This window comes from Bacillus sp. 22475 (assembly GCF_052044835.1).
GTDB lineage: Bacteria > Bacillota > Bacilli > Bacillales > Bacillaceae_G > Bacillus_A > Bacillus_A cereus.
The window spans coordinates 1-18,808 of the sequence record NZ_JBQENW010000049.1 but is presented as its reverse complement, the minus strand read 5'-3'; the positions used below and the strand labels follow the sequence as shown (position 1 = coordinate 18,808).

The following is an 18,808-nucleotide window of genomic DNA, read 5'->3' as shown; positions in this document are numbered from 1 at the left end:
TTAATAGACAACCTAAACAATAAAGTTGTTCCACATTTACAAAAAAAATAATTAAATATAAGATGAAATAGGCTACATAAGGGAGGGTTATATGTTACATACAAAAAGATGGAGATTTTTTGCGGTTCTTTCTATTGTAGTTTTGATTTTACTAATTTTATTAAAAATCAACTTCATTTCAATTACTATCGCAACTTCTTCAGCTGAAAGAGGAAAGATTTTTGATAAAAATGGTGTAATACTAGCTACAAATAAGAAAGTTAAGTCTCTATATTGCACTTCTAATGATGAAAGGCTATCGAAACAAGATACATCAAACACACTAGCTTTTTTCAATCAATTTTCAAGCGAGTTTCAACATGATATTTCTACAGAGAACATAAAATCTCAATTACAACAATCTTGTAAAAAGCAGACTATGAATGATATACCGTTATACTCTGATATAACTGAGAATGAACTTGCATTCATAAACAAAAACAAACCCAATAATGTAATAATTAAAGATGAATGGATTCGGTATTATCCTAAACACGAAATTGGTTCACAGGTAATTGGGTATGTAGAAAATGACCTTAATTCAAAGCATATGGCTGTTGGAAAAAGCGGGATTGAGCTGCAATATGAAAATGATTTAAAAGGAAAATCAGGCAAAACTCTTATTTTTAAATTGAATAATAAAAAGTTCTTATGGAACATTCAAAACGTACAAAAAGGAAAAGATGTGTGGCTAGCTTTAGACTCTAAGTTGCAGCAAAAGGCAGAAGAAGCATTAAGATCTCAAATAAAGAATACACCTGATGCTAAAGCTGGTTATGTTGTAGTCACCGATGTAAAAACTGGCGCAATTTTAACTATGGCCAACTCGGCAGTATTTAATCCAAATACACATGTATCATCTAAAAATGAAAACTTTAAATCACTTTCGCAAAATAAAGCAATTCGAAAATTAAAGTATGGTGAATCTTATGTAAATATGGCTTCGACTATAAAGCCACTTACTATTTTGATTGGATTAAACGAAAAGCTTTTTCAACCTGAAGATACTTATTTAGATAAAGGTACTTTTCAGTATGATAATCAAAATAACATTACGAATGCACCTGGAACGCCAACAGGTGAGATTACACCGAGACAGGCTATCATTAATTCATCTAACACATTTATGACAGCAAAAGTAGCTCTGCCCTTATTTAACCAAAATAATGGAAATATAGAAAAAGTGGCACATATATGGACAGATTATTTAATGCAATTTGGCCTACGTTCTAAAACCGGGATTGATTTGCCCTTTGAAGAAGACGGACAATATGAATTGCATCCATCTAATAAATTTGAAAATGGGATTTCTGCTTTATTAAATGCCTCTTGGGGAGGAAATGAGGTGCATACTCCTCTTCAACTCGCTCAATATGCAGCAACTTTGGCAAGTAAAGGTGATAAATACAAACCTCAAATTGTAGGTGCTACTATTGGTCAAGACGGTAAGGAAACAAAAAAGTTTAAACCAATTTTAGAAAGTTCAAACCGTTATCCTATGGAATTTTGGCGTGTCGTGCAAGGTGGAATGAGTCAAAATATAGAAGAGATTAAAAATTTACCTTTTCATGTCGCAGGTAAAACGGGTAGTACAGGTTCTCCGAATGAGCAAGAAAGAATGATAAATCATTCTCTTTTCATTTCATATGCTCCTACCGAAGATCCACAAATCGCCATTTCTGTCGTTATTCCTGGTAGTAATTCAGAAAAAAACATCGCTGCTCTCGTTACAGCAGAAGTTTTAGAGTTCTGGCATACACTTCAATAAAAAAATAAAAACAAAGAGGAAGGTTCATTAAAATGAACCTTCCTCTTTTACCATATAGAATCTATATTTATTATTTTCCACATACCTTCATGATTCTTTTCGAAGACAAATGAATATTTAATATCCGTTAAAACATACTCTTTCTGTACATACCCAGTATTACCGTTAAATGTCGATATTTTTATATATCTATCATTCTGCACTTTTTCCGGGATCCAAGCTTTTACCATTTCATTAGATACTTCATATAAAACTTGTGATTCTCGTTTTGGTTCAGCTAAAATTTCCGTTTTGTTTCCAGTAACAGTTGCATATATAAAGTGTTCTTGCTTTGATTGATTACTTTCTGTCATTCCACTTGGCACTTTGTAAACTTTCTTCTTATCATTTACAAATTCTCCCCCCATTGCAAGGGCAACTTGCAACTCATGAAAAATATCTTCATCAAACTTCAATTCATCCTTCTTATAACTCTTCCCTTTAAATAGAACTTCATCATTTAACGCTTTATACAGGTCATTTTCATTTTTTGAATTTGTGCTTTGATATAAATCATTCATAAATTGTTTTAATGATGGGTCTTGAGCAGATTCATCTTTTGTTTTAGGCTTAATTTGAGTACTACTTTCTACCGGTGATTTATTATCATCCGGCCAAGGTTGTTGAACAATAAAAAATAACATTGTACAAACCAACACAACTAAAACAGGCAATACTTTTTTACGAAATGGTCTCTTATTTGTTACAGAATCCACTTCACTATTTTGATATACCGATTGCTTTATTTTATAAATAAATTCTTCTTCATCTTTCCGATGCTCCATTGGGCCTTTTTTCAATTTACTATACCAGTCAGGATTTTGTTTATTGTTCATCACTACTACCCTCCCCTATTAGTTTTGAAACTTTACTTCTTGCTCGGCTTAATCTAGATTTGACTGTTCCAATTGATACTCCTAATGTTTCAGCCATTTCTTCATAAGATAATTCATATTTTGCGTCCAATATAATTATTTCACGGTGCTTTTTAGGTAGTTTTAATACAACCTTCCACACCTCATTCATCTCTTCTTGGTTAAAAAATTCTTGTTCTGCTGACAGGGATTGCTTATCGTCACTAAAAAATCCTATTAAAGATATCCTTTTAAAATAAGAGGATTTCAAATAGTTTATTGCCGTATTTCTTGTGATTTTTAATATCCACGTTTTAATAGATGACTCCTTTCGAAATGAATTCCAATTTTTAAACACCTTTATAAATACATCTTGCGTGATATCATCTGATAAATGTGGATCTTTCGTAATAATAAATGAATAATTCCATACATCTTGCCAATAGTCTTTTATAACATAGTCCAGCTCATCATGATTACACTTTTCAATAAACGTCTGTTCCATTTTCACACCTCAAACTTATTTGAATAAACATAAAAACTGCCCTCACTTTTATTATGGTTTCAATATATAGACAAGATACAAGTTTCATTTGTTCCCTTGTTTATTTTTTTATATTACCATTGTAATTAACGCCAATGGACAGTATAAAGTACACAATATGAGTAGATATAAAGACTAATTTAATTAAAGACAAGAATATCATTGAAATAAGCTGACGCGTTATGATTTTCATTCGTTCTCTTCCCCACTCACTTTTTCGAGATAAATGGTTTATGATTGCATAGAAAGATAAGAAAAAAGACGCTATCATTTCTCATACCATGATTATGCGTTGGTTTCATCAGTATGGACCTAAATTGGACAAACGAATTCGTCATCACCTGCAGCAAACCAATAATTCTTGGAAAGTTGATGAAACATATATAAAAGTTAAAGGACAATGGCTGTACCTGTACCGTGCTGTTGATTCGAAAGGAAGCACAATCGATTTTTGTCTAAGCAAAACAAGAGACCAAAAGGCTGCAAAGCACTTTTTCAAGAAAGCTTTGCGGTCTTTTTATGTTTCAAAGCCACGTGTGATAACAATCGATAAGAATCCGGCTTATCCTATAGCAATTAAACAGTTAAAAAAAGAAAAAAGCATCCGCTACGAATGCTTTCTCTAAAAATATAACATAAGGTCTTCTTAACTGTTTTTGTAAATAATTTCGCCTTATAGGCAGAATCTCTTCCGCACCCCTAATAGTCTAAAATGTTTTTTATCAAACAATAATTTCGCCATTTGTTTGAATTATATACTTATACCAATGAAACAAATCTTTTTTGTATCGTTTAATTGATCCATTACTTTCATTATCACGATTAACATAAATCATTCCAATCAATTTTTTCATTTCTAATTCAGTCTGTGAGCGTACTTGGTAAGTATTAAATTTTTTATTATGACTAAAAAATCAGGTCCACTTATTTGTGTCCTTAAAAATAATCATCTTTGAAAAATCAATAAATGATTTTTTCAAAGATGATTATTACGTTCTAAACTTTTTCTACTCTTTTAATTTTCTTTAATATTTACAAATTCAACGGCTCCCTTACCCTCAGTACCTATAGCCGTATTCAATTTATTTATTTCCTTTATTAATTCTGGTTCTTTCCCCTGATTGACTAAATTAAGATTCCCAAAAGATTTATTAAAAGATAGAAATTGTCTTGTTTTTTCTTTCCCATTTATTTCTTTAAATAAAGTATCATCTACAATTAATAAAATCACATTGGATCCACCACGGTATGGCGCTAGCCATACATCACCTTCGTATTGAGTTCTCACTTTTTTATCATCATATATTATTTCTTTTAAGTCCTTATATTCTTTATTTGCAAATAAGATAGTTTCACCTTTTTTTGATTTTGGTAATGAATCCACAGGATCTGAAGATATGTCCCCCTGATTATTATCTCTTTCAAGTATAAGCCCCTTTTTGACCATTTTTTCAGCAGTTTTTCTACTAATAAATAGTAAATTACTAGTAGCAGTATCCATAGAATCCCCAAATTTAGTCGGTAGCTTTATGTCAAGCTTATTATTATCTATAGTCCCTTCTTTTAATTGATATAAGTCTTGTGACGTTGTTATATCTTTGTATGAGTCAATTATAAAATTTCTTGTTTGTTCATTTAACTGCTCTACCTCTATTGAAAGACCATTTGCTGGAGAGTCTTTTGTACCAAATAATGAACATGCTCCTAACATGGTAATCGAAATACTAGCTACTATTAATAATCCAATTCTTTTTTTCAATCTATATTCTCCTTCTTTTAATTATATTTAAATTAAAAAATCGTTTTATACATTTTTTTCAAGTATTGAGATCGAACAAAGTAAAAGTATATAATTTGCAAAACTAAGAAACAAATTAATACCATAACTGAACTACCCAAGACTGAAAAATCGGCTAACTCTTGTAAGGCCATAAAAGCTACTGCACTATGTGTAATTGCTATTACAATGAGTAAAAAGAATAGTAATACAAGTTGACGTTACACAAGTTAACATAACGTCTAATTATTGGAAGTTAATAAATTTATATCTTGCTCTTCTTAGATAAACTGCGAATAATAACAAAACTACTAAATATAATTATGCATATAAATAAAATTAGATTTTGGCTGGAATTATTATATTCCCGTTTTTTTTAAACTGATATTTTAGTATTATAATATTCGTGGTAAATGATATATTGAAATTAAGGAGATATTATGGAAACGAAATCACGGAAAATTATTTTAGCTGGCATCATATGTTATACGATTTTAGTTTTATTTTTTATGTTCTTTGCGTTTAACAGGATCGATAGTGTAACCAGTATAGAACGGTACACCTTTATTCTTGTTCCAGAAGGAGTACCGCTTAAATTTCCAGAACTAAATTATTCATGGATTGTTGATTTTGGAAACATTGCTGCTTTTATCCCTTTTGGAATACTATTTCCCCTATTATATCGTGTCAGATTTGGGAAGTTCATATCCTTCTTTGTCCTAGCGATTCTCGTTCTGGAAATCATTCAGGCTTTAACATATCTTGGTAGCTTTGATGTAAATGATGTTATTTCCAATACATTAGGTGCAATGATTGGTTATGTTGCCTATAGAGTTGGATTTTCTTCAAAAATTTCTTATAAAAAGCTCATGGCTTCGGCTCTATCTATTGTTGTCCTTATAATTGGAGTCATGGTGGTCTCTGAAATCAACAAAAAAAGAGAAGGCCCCATTCAAAGATTAACTGTTATGAAAGAAATGACAGGAACTACACCTATGACTGAGAACCTCCCAAGTTTCACCGTAGCAGGTGAGCGAATAGAGCCGAAAATGAACGTGTATAGTAGTGAAGGTGAATCAACCAAAACATACAACTATATTCTTGGGAACAAAGAAAATGTCTGGCTCTATTTCTATTTTGGCATTCCTGACAATGTAGACTTTAAGGGTGAAGCCAAAATAATCGTAGATGGACAAGAAGTATATCGATTAAACGAACAAGCTTCTCAAGGAGCAAGGTCTTTACAGGAGTTGCCTTTTAACGAGGTAAACGAGCTGATCATTAGCGTTTCCGGAAACGCTAAGCTGTGGGACGTTGGAATTAGTGAGATGAAACATTGGTGGGAGTAGTAAAGAATCAATATTCTAAGGGGATTGTTTTGCACTTTACGTCATGATTGTTCCCTCTGTCCTAAAAAAATGGTTACGAGTTGTCCTTTTAAACTATGAAAATGGTGATGAATAAAAATTCATGAACGGTTAACATAACATCTCAATTATCGGCAGCAAAGAAAAAGACGTCCCCTTACTCTCACAAGGGATTCGCCTTTTTCTTTTTCTATGACTCTATGCATCTTTTTATAGACTCCTATTCTGGATCACCTTTTGGCTTACCTATAGTTCCCGATGTCTCCCTATTTTTTGCATAGAATCTTGCATACTCTTAGCGTGGGGTTTTTCCGAAATGCTGGCGGTACTCCAGTATGTATTACATAGCAAGTGTAGAGATTGCTTGTTTGTAGATTAGTTGTTGTTTACCATGAACCATCATTAAGACGGTAAATTTATCTGTTGCAAGGATCTTCCCACGTACTGGAACACCATTCTTTAAAAATACTGTAACTGCCCCTTTTTTCTCTTTCAATTGTTCATACATAGCTTCTTGTAAATTAAACATGAAATGCGCCCCCTGGTTTGTTTGTATTTACTTTTCTTCTAATACCTGCTACTTTTCACTGTTGGATATTTGTGATTCCCATTCACTTTCTATTTTTCTAAACCATTTTCCTATTTTGCTTAGATAATATCTTTTTACTTCACCATTAGGAATCCAAATTTCACGTTCCTGTATTTGATTCATCACTTCATGAAGAATCTCATCATGTTCATACCTTCTAGGTTTTCTATAATGTGTTTTTACAAACTGTGTATATTCTCTACGTAACCAATTAGAAATATGTTGTCTTTGTCTTTGCTTGAGATGTGACCATTTTTTATTTGTTTGAAGGGTTTTTCCATTTACTTTTATGTGGTTTTTCATCGACACTCATCCCCTTTTAATAGCAAAACGAATATAACACTATCGTATCACATTTAAATTGAAATACTGCTCTAGGGGCACGGCAACGATTATTATTTTTAGGGGCCATTCGCAAGTTTAAGTTAACAGAGCCGGAATTCCGTTAACTTTTTATATTGATTTTGACAACATTTATTTACAGAGACGGATAAATCATTATGAAAATAAGTTTACGGAACTAATTTTTAATGAGTGTTCCGAAAAAGAAAGAATCATTACCTTCCCCCTTGAAGTTTTTGCACCAGAACTAGGTATTTTATGGTCATAGCACACTAGCATTTAGACTTTATTTAGAATCTTTTTAGTATATTCGAATACTTTTATAAATATTGACAATATTCGACAACCTCTCTAAACTTCTAAACAATCACTAATTACTTACTAGATTATAAGACAGAAAGGGAGTTACAAAAAATGAAAAAATACCTTTTTAGCCTTGTAGCGGTTTCAGTCGCAGGAAGTACAACTATTGATACTGCTCAAGCACAAGCCTCTATATCCCCAGAAGAAACACAACATAAGCAATCCTCTGATTTTATAACACATGAAAATCGAATAACAGTAAATACAGATGCTCTGCGTGTCCGTAAAGGTCCAAGCACATCTGATACGATTCTTGGACTTGTATCAAACGAACAATCTCTACCCGTGGTAGATGAAACAAATGGCTGGTATAAAATTAAATATAATAACAGAGATGCCTATGTTCACAAAGATTATACAATTCCAAATCATGTGAAAGTAAATACAACAACACTACGTATTCGAACAGGTCCAAGTACATCTCACTCTACCTTGGGTCTTGTGGGTGAAGGGGAAATTTTGCAAGTAATTAAAGAAACGGATGGCTGGTATAAAATTAAATATAATAACAAGGATGCTTATGTTAGTAAGGATTATATATCAGTTATTAACTCCGCAGGAAAATCCAAAAAAGCAACGGTTGATGTAAGTGGAAGTTATACAGTGAACGTATCTTCTCTTCGAATACGCACGGGGCCAAATGTTTCTCATCCAGTATTAGGTGTACTGAAAAAAGGACAGATTGTGCAAGTAGTAGGAGAAGTACAGGATTGGTATAAGATTAAATTAAATGGAAAAGTTGCTTACATAAACAAGGACTATGTATCCCTTGGAACAGATAATACTTCTAGACTTCCTCAATCGGAACAAACAAAATCTGTTCAAAAGGATGGTGCATACATTGTAGATGCTACTGTTCTGCGTGTTCGAACAGGTCCGGCAAATTATTATCCAGTTATTGGAGGAGCGCTAAAAGGTCAACACTTACAAGTAGTGGATGTTGAAAATGATTGGTATAAAATTAAATATAACAATCACACAGGCTATGTGAGTCATGAGTTTGTGAAGTTTGTAAAAGGAAAATCTGCTCAAGAACGAGAGAAACAAGAACAAGATCACCAAACACCTCAAGAGCAAGAGAAACAAGAACAAGATCACCAAACACCTCAAGAGCAAGAGAAACAAGGAAAAGATCACCAAACATCTCAAGAGCAAGAGAAACAAGAACAAGATCACCAAACACCTCAAGAACAAGAGAAACAAGAACAAGATCACCAAACACCTCAAGAGCAAGAGAAACAAGAACAAGATCAGCAAAAACCTCAAGAACAAGAGAAACAAGAACAAGATCACCAAACACCTCAAGAGCAAGAGAAACAAGAACAAGATCACCAAACACCTCAAGAACAAGAGAAACAAGAACAAGATCACCAAACACCTCAAGAGCAAGAGAAACAAGAACAAGATCAGCAAAAACCTCAAGAACAAGAGAAACAAGGAAAAGATCAGCAAGCACCTCAAGAGCAAGAGAAACAAGAACAACAACATTCTGAATCAAATGTACCTAATAATGAGAATAAAATAAGTGGTTTTATTAAACCAGCTGCAGGTAGTTACTCCTCAGGATTTGGGAAACGTGATGGACACATGCATTATGGTTTAGATATTGCAGCTTCTGGCAATGTGCCAGTTGTAGCAGCAGCAGATGGGATAGCCACTCGTTCTTACTATTCAGCAAGCTATGGAAATGTTGTGTTTATTTCTCATAATATTAATGGACAAACTTATACCACTGTATATGCTCATTTAAATAGTCGCTCTGTCTCAGTTGGTCAAAGTGTAAAACAAGGACAACAAATTGGAATTATGGGAAATACAGGACAATCTGAGGGACAACACTTACATTTTGAAATTCATAAAGGCGAATGGAATGACCAGAAGAGTAATGCTGTGGATCCAAAACTATATATTAAATAAATTATTTTTGCATTAGAACCCCCATTTTTAAGTTAATAGACAGGTGTCTGTACTACAAAAATGAAAATTTACATATTTTCAAGTCAATAAACAAAAATGTAAACATGTGCGGTTTATAATAGGCGGTAAAATAATATCTAAACTCCTATGGATTGCTATTGATCTATCGTTTGGTGCGAAGCGTATTCAGAGACTTCGCACTTTAAGCTATATGGGATCACCATACATGCCCATCAACTTAAGAATCCTCTCTACTTCGTCATAAAGTTTTTATGTCTAAAGATAAAATAAAAAAGCCTTACCACTCAAATGTTTTAAAGTTAATGATATATGCTTAATTTATAAAGTATAAACTACTATTGATGAACCGTCACAATTACTCCGTCCATATTGTTCCCTGAAATTTCATAATGCTGATTTGTCGGGACATTAATGGTCGTGTTGTTTGAAACTTTATAATAAGAAACTTTATACTCTTTCCCCTCAACATTAGTTGAAATCTCCTTTTTTTCCTTCAAGAAATCTAAGTATTCTTCTAAAGTAAATTTCTTTTCTTGCATGATTGCGCTATGAGGCAAACCGACGTAACGTATATGCCATGGCTCATATTGAATGCCTGTAATGTTACTTTTATTTTTGGGGTAGCGTAACACAAAACCGTGCTTCCACACATTTTCTTCAATCCATTTTCCTTCAGGAGCTTTCTCCATTTTCTCTTGAGTTGATCCAACGTCCAGTGATAACCCTAAATTATGTTCACTATATCCTGGTTGGAGTGCATAATCAGAGCCCATTTCTTCATATAACTGTCTTTGCTCTTGAAAATCCCGATAGCCACTACTAATCAAAAAATGATTAACACTTTCTTTTCCTGCCGCATCTATAACGTTCAAAAACTTTTTCACAATATCCTTTGATAAGCGAATATTTCTATCCAATACACCATAGCCTCTTACTAATTCACTATTTTGAGCTACATTTATAATATCAGACCTAACACTATCTTTCTTAACTGAATAATCTTTGTTAACTAATAATAAATCCCCTTTATAAATTTGTTCTTCTGTAACCTCTATCTTTTTAATATTTGCAGCTTTTTCCTTATCTTCTTTTTCTGCAATTTTAACATCAATCTCCTTTTGAAATAATGGTGATATATAAAAGCCTCCGCAGACTATACATAATATAAAAAGAGAAATAAATACCCACTTTTTCATTTCTAGTTCCTCCTTAACGTAACTTACGTATAGAATAGAAAAAATTATTAAAATAAAAAGTAGGGTAAAGTTTAAATTTTTATTAAATTGCTTTGCTCTCCTCTTTTGGCAATCTCACTTCAAATGTTGTTCTAATTACATTGCTTTCAGCAGAAATAGTACCATTATGCTGCTCGACAATATTTTTTGCAATAAATAACCCAAGGCCTGTACCACCTTTCTGCTCCGTTCTAGCTTTATCACCTGTATAAAACACATCAAATAGATACGGTAACTCCTCTTCTGGAATGCTATCTCCGTAATTTATAATTTGTACAACTACCTCTTCACTCTCAATATATCCGTTCACATCAACAAACTTTCCATCATACCCATAGCGAATCGCATTCATTAAAAGATTTTCTAATACTCGTGCTAATAATTTCCCGTCACCGTTAATAGGTAAATGAGGATCCATATTCAATCTCGCCTCTAACTCCTTTTTTTCTAATAACGGATACAATTCTTCATCTAACTGTATAATCAATTCACTTATATCAATCGGTCTTTTTTCAAGCTGCAACATCCCATAATTCATTCTCGTAATTTCAAATAATTCATCAATCAAACTTTCCAGTCTTTCGGATTTCGTAAAAGCAATTCTGGAAAAATGTTTAATTTGTTCCTTCGTCAAATTCTCATCTTTAAGAATTAAATCTAAATAACCTAAAACGGATGTTAACGGCGTTCTTAAATCGTGAGCTAAGTTAACAATTAACCGATCCTTACTATTTTCCGCAAAATCTCCTCGTTCAACTGCTTCTTTTAATTTCTCACTCGCTACATTAATTTCGCAGGCGATATATCCAAACTCATCATTGGATGAAACACGAACTTGATTTGTAAAATCACCGTTTGCAAGATGATGAATCCCATTGGAAATCTCATCAAAATATTTTAAATACGGTCTAGTAAGGAAGAAGAAAAACATAATGGATAGAGGGATAAATATAATTAAAAAGAAATTAACATCCCCAATTTGCCTTATCATTGAACGAAATTGAGCTAAGGGATCTTCATAACGAACTGCTGATTTATAATAGAGCCGTAATCCCTCATACATCATATACGTTACGCCAGCAGCTAATATCATGCTAAACGCAAATAGCATAACCATCTCCGAACGAAAACCTCCATTGAAAGTATACCCTACTCCCCAAACTGTTTTTATTAACTTATTCTTTCTTTTATCTTCCCCAAGCTTCTTCCGCAACGTACGAATGTGTGCCATAACTGTATTCCCACTTTCATAATAATCATCTGCCCATACTTGCTTAAATATATTTTCCACACTGTACACTTTCTTCGGATGACTCGCTAATAAGTATAAAATATCAAATTCCATTGGCGTTAACCCAATTTGTTCTCCTTACACATTTACTGTTCTTTGCTCACGGCCAATAACAACTCCGCCTACTTCTAAAGCGGATTTATTCTTCACTACTTTCGGCTGATTTAACGTAAGAAATCGGCGTAGTTGTGCATTTACACGTGCAACTAATTCAATTGGTGTGAAAGGTTTCGTCATATAATCGTCCGCGCCTAGTACAAGACCTGTCACTTTGTCTAAATCAGACGTTTTCGCACTTAAGAAAATGATTGGCATATTGTGTTTCGCACGAATCTGCCTCGTCACTTCATATCCATCCATTTTTGGCATCATAATATCTAACACAACTAAGTCGATTGACTGAGACTGAATAACGCGAATCGTCTCTTCCCCATCAGCCGCTTTCACAACATGATACCCTTCTTTTTCTAAATGTATCGCAATTAAATCAGCAATTTCCACTTCGTCATCAGCTATTAAAATTGAAATTCAATTCATTTTACCCCACTCATATATCATTTCGTTTCTATTCTATTGGCGTTCTAAAAAATTTGCTCATTATATATTTTCATACACACGATTTTATACTAGTCCACTCTGCTTGTACAATAGGGAGATTCAGTCGAGATACGTGTAAAACTGGATCATAGTACTAGGGAATCTAACTTCCAGTTTAGTGATTTCATCATAAATGCCCTTTAGCTTAAGATATTTTAATACCCAAAAGTACTTAAAAACCTTTATTTTTTCTAAACAAGCTAAATTAGAAAGGATGGCATTTTTTATCTGTCTGTTTCTATATCTGACGAGATTTTGCTAGAAATATTAGTTTTGTGCAACAGACCAGTAAGTATCAAGTAAAAGATTTAGTCGCCTTATGTGTATGAGTGAATCGAAATGTCGCTACAACTTCTATAACCCGGTTATATAACTGTTTATGCAAAAAAGGCTCCACATGTAGTATGTAAGGAGATTAACTTATGGGTTATTTACAAATAGTAGGTGGGGAATATTTGACGCTTCCATAAATAAAAAAGAATCTAGTTTAAATTAGATTCTGAATGTATCTAATACATTATCTTTTTCTTCTTTATTAATACCAATGTATCTTAGTGTAATTTGTGGTGTACTATGATTCAATATCTCTTGTAACATAGCAATATCCCTTGTTTGCTTGTAAAACCAATATCCAAATGTATTATGCATTGTATGATTCCCCAAAGATTCGACTCCGGCAAAATCTCCGGCTTTTTGTAACCGTCTATAGGCTTGAATTTTACTAATGGGCTTATCACCTTTTTTAGAAGGAAATAGCCAGGTACTTTTTAGATCTTCAGCGTATGGCAATACTTCCTCAAAAATGGATGTAATACTTATGATACGCTCCTTTTTTGTGGTTCAGCCGAGATACGTGTAAAACTAGGTCACAGTAATACATTATTTACCAATAATTATTTTTCAATCATATTTGTAACATAAACGGTCGTTTTTGTTACAAAGAATCTTATTATAAAATTACAGTTTGGTTTTATGTACTTACATCAACTGCAAATACAAATTCACAATAGATTTTCCATTTTAATATCTCTGCATTTTATCTTTACATCAGCATGTTATTATCCTCATATAAGTATCTTACATTTATTAATAATGGAAATAGTGAAAGACTTTTAATTGGTTAAATTAGAAAAGAAAGTATTTTTTCGAGAAAATAAATCGAGGGGAAGATAGAATATGGAAAGAACAATTTTAATTGTGGAAGACGAAGATATTTTACGTGAAATTATGAAGGATTATTTACTAAATGAAGGATATAAGGTGTTAGAAGCGATTGATGGAAAAGAAGCATTGTCTACATTTGAAGAACATGAGGTACATTTAATTATTCTAGACATTATGTTACCAGAATTAGATGGTTGGACGGTCTGTCGACGAATTCGTAAAACATCTAATGTGCCTATTATTATGTTAACGGCTCGGGTTGATGAGGATGATATCTTACTCGGATTTGAACTAGGAGCAGATGATTATGTTACAAAACCATACAGTCCACCTATTTTATTAGCAAGAGTAAAACAATTAATTGAAAGTCGATATTCTTCTACTGTTAATGCAACTAATGAATCTAATGAAGACACATTAACTAGTAGTGGGATCCATGTACATTTCCCTTCTCGTACAGTAACTGTAGATGTGGAAGACATAAGTATGACTCATACAGAATTTGAAATATTGACGTATTTAATGCAAAATCAAGGGATTGTGATTACGAGAGAACAACTAATCACTAAAATTTTGGGTTATGAATTTGTTGGAGATGATCGTACTGTCAATAGTCATATCCGTAATCTGCGTCAGAAATTAGGAAAAAAAGCAACTTGTATTGTAACTGTTGTTAGAACTGGCTATAAATTTGAGGGACAGGTATGAAAAAAGGAATTGTATTAAAGTTATTTATATTAACAACGGCATTATGTACACTTATTTTAGTAACTATTTTTATTGGACAAACCATATTTTTTAAGCAATACTACGCGAATCGAAAAGTTAATGATATCAAAATAAATATTCAATCCTTTGAAAAAGCATATAAAAAAGCTGGAGATGATGCGAAAGCAATTCAAGAATTGGAACAAAATTTCTATCAAGAGAATGCGACATGGATTAAAACGCTAGACAGTGCAGGCAATATAAAATATGCAAGTGATTTTTCTTTAGACATTCAATTAGATCCTTCTCAAAACAAGCTTTTTTCTAATAAAGTAATTAGTATTCCATTGTATAGTTTAGTCAATTTAGAAGATATAGAAAGGATAAAAGATAGTTTAAAGCAGGGGAATCATATTATTATCGATGGAGTACAGGAAGGTGATATAGTAGTCCCTGCGATGTTAGCAATGAAAGAGATGAATGTTAGGCTGGAAAACAAGAAACTGTCAGAAAGGTTATATGGGCCAAAAGCAGTATCTTCAGAAGAAAGTTCACAATTATATTTAGGAAGTATTAAGAACGTGCAGTTACCGGAGGGCATTGTAGGAACTAACTCTATTTACGGAAATCGTGTGTTTATAGATAGAATAAAACAATTTCAGGTTGATTTAATATTAAATCAAAAACCAAATAATATTACTTCTACAGAAATAGTGGATTATGAAGAAAATGATATTAAATATAAACTATTAATTAAACCAATAATAGATGCAAATGGTAAGACAAACTATATTTTTACTATGACATCATTGCAACCAGTTGATGAAGCTGTGCAAATGATAAAGGATTATTATGTATATTTAATTATCTTTGTATTGATTTTAATCGTTTTGATATCGTTTTATTACTCAAAAAAAATCGCCAAACCACTATTACAAATAAATGATACTACAAAAAAAATTGCTGGTTTAGATTTCTCAGAGACGATACCTATTACTACAAAGGATGAGATAGGTGATTTATCACAAAATATTAATACACTTTCTAAAGCTTTACATTCGTATATTAATCAATTACAGCAAGACATAGAGAAAGAAAAGCAATTAGAAAATACACGTAAAGAATTTATCTCTGGTGTTTCACATGAGTTAAAGACGCCTTTAAGTATAATGAAGAGCTGTATTTCAATTTTGGAAGACGGTGTTGCTAGTAATAAAAAAGAGTATTACTTTAAAGCAATGTCAAAAGAAGTGGATAAAATGGATATGCTCATTATTGATATGCTGGAGTTAGCAAAATTCGAGTCTGGTACGTATAAAATGGAAATGGATGCTTTCCATATTGATGAGATGATTGATTACATATGCGAACAATTATCCTCGGATATAACGGCTAAGCAATTACATGTCCATAAGCACCTTTCTAAAATTGAAGTTGTTGCAAACCAGTATCGAATAGAACAAGTTATTACTAACTTTATTACCAATGCGATTCGTTACACACCAGAAAATGAAAATATTATAGTGTCGGTTATAGAAGAAAAGGAACGTGCGAAAGTATGTATAGAAAATAAAGGAGCTCATATCGCACCAGAACATTTAGCGAAAATATGGGATCGTTTTTATCGAGGAGATACGTCTCGTCAACGCTCCAAAGGTGGAACAGGGCTAGGACTTGCTATTTCAAAGAATATTTTAGAATTGCATAGTGTACAATATGGTGTATCAAATACTGAAGATGGTGTATTATTTTTCTTCTATTTAAATAAAAGCGTGTAGTATTTGAGTTCTACACGTTTTTATTATTTTTAAACAAAATTGACCTTATCTGCACTTTATTTTTATTAGCGTTTATTAATTATTTTACACTCTAACAAAATAGGTAAATAGAAAAATACTATTCTTTCTATATCTCAATCAGGAAGAATAGTATTTTTTATTTTGGGTGTATAGGGCTAATGCTGGTGCTGGTGATATTATACATATTTATTCACCAGCAATTGAATGTTTGTTCGCTATTTATTCGGTGTATAAGCAATTCTCGAATTCGGGAATTAACTTAACTTTATTAGAGAGGCAAATACTTTTCTAAAGAGTAAATTAAAGTATTCTTTAACTGATTTCGACATTATCTGCATCTTATCTTTATCCCTCTCTATTAATCTATTTATTATAAGAACCGGTTGAAAATACTGAGTCAACCAAATAAAGGTTCGGATTTATAAATAATTAATATAAAAATCAATAGAGAAAGGATAGATAAATAATGAAAAAAACAAAAAATAAGAACAAAACAGGTGTAATAACTAAGGCAATTATATCGCTAGGAGCTGTTCTAGCAACGGCTTGTTTCATGTTCTTTTTAATTGGAAAATTTAATTCCACTCCTGCGAAAGGGATAGCTCAAGAAAGGATTAAACAAGTTAACACGCAGCAACAAGAAAAGAAAAGTGAAACACCACCGACAAAACAAAAAAGGCCGGATGGAAAACCTGTAGGAAAAGTAGTCTACTTAACATTTGATGACGGTCCGAGCACATTAACTGGTCAATTTTTGGATGTATTAAAAGAGAACAATGTTAAATCAACATTTTTCATGCAAGGAAGTAATTTGCAAAATACCAGTCTTCAGGAAAATGTAAAACGAGCAATAAAAGAGGGGCATTATATTGGTGCACATAGTATGACACATAATAGCAATAAGTTATATAAAAATGGGCAATTTGTACCAGAGATGAAAGAAACTCTAGCTCTTATACATGAAATTACAGGTACAAGCCCTAAATTAGTTCGCCCGCCATATGGTTCCGCACCAGGTCTAAAAAGCGAAGAAATTCGTAACCAAATTGTAGAATCTGGAATAAAAGTCTGGGATTGGACGATTGATTCTCATGACTGGGAATTAAAAGATAATCCAACTCAGATTGCAGAAAATGTAAAAAAACAAACAACAGAGGATATAGAAGTTGTTTTGATGCATGAAAAACCACAGACATTACAAGCTCTTCCTGAAATTATTAAATTTTATAAAGAGAAAGGATATGAATTTGGTGTATACAATGATGCAGATCATTTCCACCTGAATTTCCAGAAAGATCAACGTTTATAGTATGTAATTATCTTTGAAAATTGGTTTTTATCAGTAAAAACGTTACCTGATTTTACCGATAAAAACACTGTAAGAAAGGAAATTGTATATGATTTTAAAAAAAATTACAATCTCATTGATAAGTATCATTTCCCTAGCAGCTTGCGGGGATCCAGATAGTAAGAAAGACATTACTAGTTCAGTCAATAAAATAGACTCTTCTTCTATCACCCTTGAAAAAGAGTCCCCCTCTTCGTCTAATATAGATACTTCTACATTTAAATCTATTTTTAAAGCAAGTGTATTTTTAGGGGATTCCATTACAGATGGACTTCATGATCTTGATGTATTAGACGAAGAAAATATTATAAGTGGTATAGGGAAATCAATTGGAGATGCTCAAGAAAATGTAGAGCAAGTAGCCAATCAAAAACCGGAAAATATATTTATTCTACTTGGGTTATGTAATCTTACTGAAACAAAAGAATCTGCAGTAACCCAATATTCTCAATTGATTCAAAAAATAAAAGAAAAATTACCTAATACAAAAATAAATATCCTGTCAATTACACCAGTTACACCAGAACGTATACAAAAAGAAGAGCGTTATAAAAATATTAATGATTTTAACGAAGGATTCAAAATGATAGCAAAAAAAGAACAAGTGAATTTTATCGATTTATCCCCGATATTTAAAGATCATCCAGATCTCTATATTAAGGACGGCATACATTTTAAGCCTGAATTCTATCCAATTTGGTTGGAATATTTAAACAATCAATTAAAATAAACAAAAACATGTTTGTATTATTAAATTACTACTTTTAATGTGTGTAATGTTTATTTGAACTACCCCCACTTTCACTTCGTTTAGAAGTGAGGGATTCCTAAGTAAAGAGTTCTATCGAACTCTAATTGATTAGGCTAACCCCGCAGTCCTTGCGGTTAGAAGCCTTATCGCTTCATTCTTTAGATTCATACTTGCGTTAATATCCCTATCATGGTGTGTACGACAAGAAGGACAGTCCCATTCACGTAGGTTTAGATTTTTAACGTCTTTATTTTGATATCCACAACAAGAACATAATTGGCTGGAAGCAAATGTT

The 18,808-nt window shown here is 32.4% G+C and carries 15 protein-coding genes and 5 pseudogenes; 8 read left to right on the top strand and 12 right to left on the bottom strand.

The window, feature by feature from the left end; genetic code table 11:
• The first annotated feature begins 91 nt into the window (after nt 1-91).
• Complete coding sequence (locus tag ACTJJY_RS30420; protein ID WP_440607295.1) at nt 92-1,807, top strand: peptidoglycan D,D-transpeptidase FtsI family protein; 1,716 nt, start codon at nt 92-94, stop codon at nt 1,805-1,807.
• Between the two features lie 47 nt (nt 1,808-1,854).
• Here the strand turns inward: ACTJJY_RS30420 and ACTJJY_RS30415 are convergent, their stop codons facing one another.
• Together ACTJJY_RS30415 and ACTJJY_RS30410 are read right to left on the bottom strand one after the other, a co-directional pair.
• Entirely contained in the window at nt 1,855-2,682 is an 828-nt protein-coding gene (locus ACTJJY_RS30415) for an SH3 domain-containing protein (RefSeq protein WP_440607294.1), read from the bottom strand.
• Complete coding sequence (locus ACTJJY_RS30410) at nt 2,672-3,205, bottom strand: RNA polymerase sigma factor (RefSeq protein WP_000438330.1); 534 nt, start codon at nt 3,203-3,205, stop codon at nt 2,672-2,674. The genes ACTJJY_RS30415 and ACTJJY_RS30410 overlap by 11 nt, the downstream gene beginning before the upstream one ends.
• A 308-nt stretch (nt 3,206-3,513) precedes the next feature.
• Between ACTJJY_RS30410 and ACTJJY_RS30405 the strand changes: the two are divergent.
• Nucleotides 3,514-3,849 (top strand): annotated as a pseudogene (locus ACTJJY_RS30405) (IS6 family transposase); the annotation flags it as partial.
• A gap of 117 nt (nt 3,850-3,966) precedes the next feature.
• On the opposite strand, the pseudogene ACTJJY_RS30400 reads toward ACTJJY_RS30405, so the two are convergent.
• The 3 genes and pseudogenes from ACTJJY_RS30400 to ACTJJY_RS30390 form a co-directional block, all read right to left on the bottom strand.
• Nucleotides 3,967-4,116, bottom strand: a pseudogene (locus ACTJJY_RS30400) (6-phospho-beta-glucosidase); the annotation flags it as partial.
• Nucleotides 4,117-4,259: 143 nt separating this feature from the next.
• Nucleotides 4,260-5,003, bottom strand: coding sequence for a lipoprotein BA_5634 family protein (locus ACTJJY_RS30395; protein WP_440607326.1), 744 nt, complete (start codon nt 5,001-5,003; stop codon nt 4,260-4,262).
• Between the two features lie 32 nt (nt 5,004-5,035).
• Nucleotides 5,036-5,242 (bottom strand): annotated as a pseudogene (locus ACTJJY_RS30390) (ABC transporter permease); the annotation flags it as partial.
• Between the two features lie 219 nt (nt 5,243-5,461).
• On the opposite strand from ACTJJY_RS30390, the gene ACTJJY_RS30385 reads away from it, so the two are divergent.
• On the top strand, nt 5,462-6,370 hold the full coding sequence (locus ACTJJY_RS30385; RefSeq protein ID WP_440607325.1) for a VanZ family protein: 909 nt from the start codon (nt 5,462-5,464) through the stop codon (nt 6,368-6,370).
• A 358-nt stretch (nt 6,371-6,728) separates the two neighbouring features.
• Here ACTJJY_RS30385 and hfq read toward each other — a convergent pair whose 3' ends face one another.
• Together hfq and ACTJJY_RS30375 are read right to left on the bottom strand one after the other, a co-directional pair.
• Nucleotides 6,729-6,917, bottom strand: a complete 189-nt coding sequence (hfq, locus tag ACTJJY_RS30380) for an RNA chaperone Hfq (RefSeq protein WP_440607324.1) — start codon at nt 6,915-6,917, stop codon at nt 6,729-6,731.
• Nucleotides 6,918-6,965: 48 nt separating this feature from the next.
• Nucleotides 6,966-7,280: a transposase gene (locus tag ACTJJY_RS30375; RefSeq protein ID WP_440607323.1), complete on the bottom strand. Its 315-nt coding sequence runs from the start codon at nt 7,278-7,280 to the stop codon at nt 6,966-6,968.
• 453 nt (nt 7,281-7,733) lie between these two features.
• Here ACTJJY_RS30375 and ACTJJY_RS30370 point away from each other — a divergent pair, with 453 nt between their 5' ends.
• Nucleotides 7,734-9,599: an SH3 domain-containing protein gene (locus ACTJJY_RS30370; protein ID WP_440607322.1), complete on the top strand. Its 1,866-nt coding sequence runs from the start codon at nt 7,734-7,736 to the stop codon at nt 9,597-9,599.
• Between the two features lie 356 nt (nt 9,600-9,955).
• Here ACTJJY_RS30370 and ACTJJY_RS30365 read toward each other — a convergent pair whose 3' ends face one another.
• From ACTJJY_RS30365 to ACTJJY_RS30350, 4 genes and pseudogenes are all read right to left on the bottom strand, one after another.
• Nucleotides 9,956-10,816, bottom strand: coding sequence for a M15 family metallopeptidase (locus ACTJJY_RS30365; RefSeq protein ID WP_440607321.1), 861 nt, complete (start codon nt 10,814-10,816; stop codon nt 9,956-9,958).
• A gap of 82 nt (nt 10,817-10,898) precedes the next feature.
• A complete protein-coding gene (locus tag ACTJJY_RS30360; protein ID WP_440607327.1) occupies nt 10,899-11,786 on the bottom strand; it encodes an ATP-binding protein in 888 nt (295 codons plus the stop codon).
• 201 nt (nt 11,787-11,987) lie between these two features.
• Nucleotides 11,988-12,674, bottom strand: a pseudogene (locus ACTJJY_RS30355) (response regulator transcription factor); the annotation flags it as partial.
• 561 nt (nt 12,675-13,235) lie between these two features.
• Nucleotides 13,236-13,580, bottom strand: a pseudogene (locus tag ACTJJY_RS30350) (tyrosine-type recombinase/integrase); the annotation flags it as partial.
• Between the two features lie 339 nt (nt 13,581-13,919).
• Here ACTJJY_RS30350 and ACTJJY_RS30345 point away from each other — a divergent pair.
• The 4 genes from ACTJJY_RS30345 (at nt 13,920) to ACTJJY_RS30330 (ending at nt 18,492) form a co-directional block, all read left to right on the top strand.
• Nucleotides 13,920-14,615 carry a response regulator transcription factor gene (locus tag ACTJJY_RS30345; protein WP_440607320.1) on the top strand — a complete coding sequence of 232 codons (696 nt, stop codon included), beginning with the start codon at nt 13,920-13,922 and terminating at the stop codon, nt 14,613-14,615.
• Nucleotides 14,612-16,393: an ATP-binding protein gene (locus ACTJJY_RS30340; RefSeq protein WP_440607319.1), complete on the top strand. Its 1,782-nt coding sequence runs from the start codon at nt 14,612-14,614 to the stop codon at nt 16,391-16,393. The genes ACTJJY_RS30345 and ACTJJY_RS30340 overlap by 4 nt, the downstream gene beginning before the upstream one ends.
• Nucleotides 16,394-16,880: 487 nt before the next feature.
• On the top strand, nt 16,881-17,723 hold the full coding sequence (locus ACTJJY_RS30335; RefSeq protein ID WP_440607318.1) for a polysaccharide deacetylase family protein: 843 nt from the start codon (nt 16,881-16,883) through the stop codon (nt 17,721-17,723).
• 88 nt (nt 17,724-17,811) lie between these two features.
• Nucleotides 17,812-18,492, top strand: a complete 681-nt coding sequence (locus ACTJJY_RS30330; RefSeq protein WP_440607317.1) for a GDSL-type esterase/lipase family protein — start codon at nt 17,812-17,814, stop codon at nt 18,490-18,492.
• A 129-nt stretch (nt 18,493-18,621) separates the two neighbouring features.
• Here ACTJJY_RS30330 and ACTJJY_RS30325 read toward each other — a convergent pair.
• Nucleotides 18,622-18,808, bottom strand: a 187-nt coding sequence (locus tag ACTJJY_RS30325) for a zinc ribbon domain-containing protein (RefSeq protein WP_440607316.1), incomplete at its 5' end; no start/stop codon positions are given.

Coding starts and splice junctions, on each gene's coding strand:
- ACTJJY_RS30365 (WP_440607321.1), bottom strand. CDS start 10,816: ATGAAAAAGTGGGTATTTATTTCTCTTTTTATATTATGTATAGTCTGC.
- ACTJJY_RS30360 (WP_440607327.1), bottom strand. CDS start 11,786: ATGTTTTTCTTCTTCCTTACTAGACCGTATTTAAAATATTTTGATGAG.
- ACTJJY_RS30415 (WP_440607294.1), bottom strand. CDS start 2,682: ATGAACAATAAACAAAATCCTGACTGGTATAGTAAATTGAAAAAAGGC.
- hfq (WP_440607324.1), bottom strand. CDS start 6,917: ATGTTTAATTTACAAGAAGCTATGTATGAACAATTGAAAGAGAAAAAA.
- ACTJJY_RS30385 (WP_440607325.1), top strand. CDS start 5,462: ATGGAAACGAAATCACGGAAAATTATTTTAGCTGGCATCATATGTTAT.
- ACTJJY_RS30375 (WP_440607323.1), bottom strand. CDS start 7,280: ATGAAAAACCACATAAAAGTAAATGGAAAAACCCTTCAAACAAATAAA.
- ACTJJY_RS30370 (WP_440607322.1), top strand. CDS start 7,734: ATGAAAAAATACCTTTTTAGCCTTGTAGCGGTTTCAGTCGCAGGAAGT.
- ACTJJY_RS30410 (WP_000438330.1), bottom strand. CDS start 3,205: ATGGAACAGACGTTTATTGAAAAGTGTAATCATGATGAGCTGGACTAT.
- ACTJJY_RS30420 (WP_440607295.1), top strand. CDS start 92: ATGTTACATACAAAAAGATGGAGATTTTTTGCGGTTCTTTCTATTGTA.
- ACTJJY_RS30335 (WP_440607318.1), top strand. CDS start 16,881: ATGAAAAAAACAAAAAATAAGAACAAAACAGGTGTAATAACTAAGGCA.
- ACTJJY_RS30340 (WP_440607319.1), top strand. CDS start 14,612: ATGAAAAAAGGAATTGTATTAAAGTTATTTATATTAACAACGGCATTA.
- ACTJJY_RS30330 (WP_440607317.1), top strand. CDS start 17,812: ATGATTTTAAAAAAAATTACAATCTCATTGATAAGTATCATTTCCCTA.
- ACTJJY_RS30345 (WP_440607320.1), top strand. CDS start 13,920: ATGGAAAGAACAATTTTAATTGTGGAAGACGAAGATATTTTACGTGAA.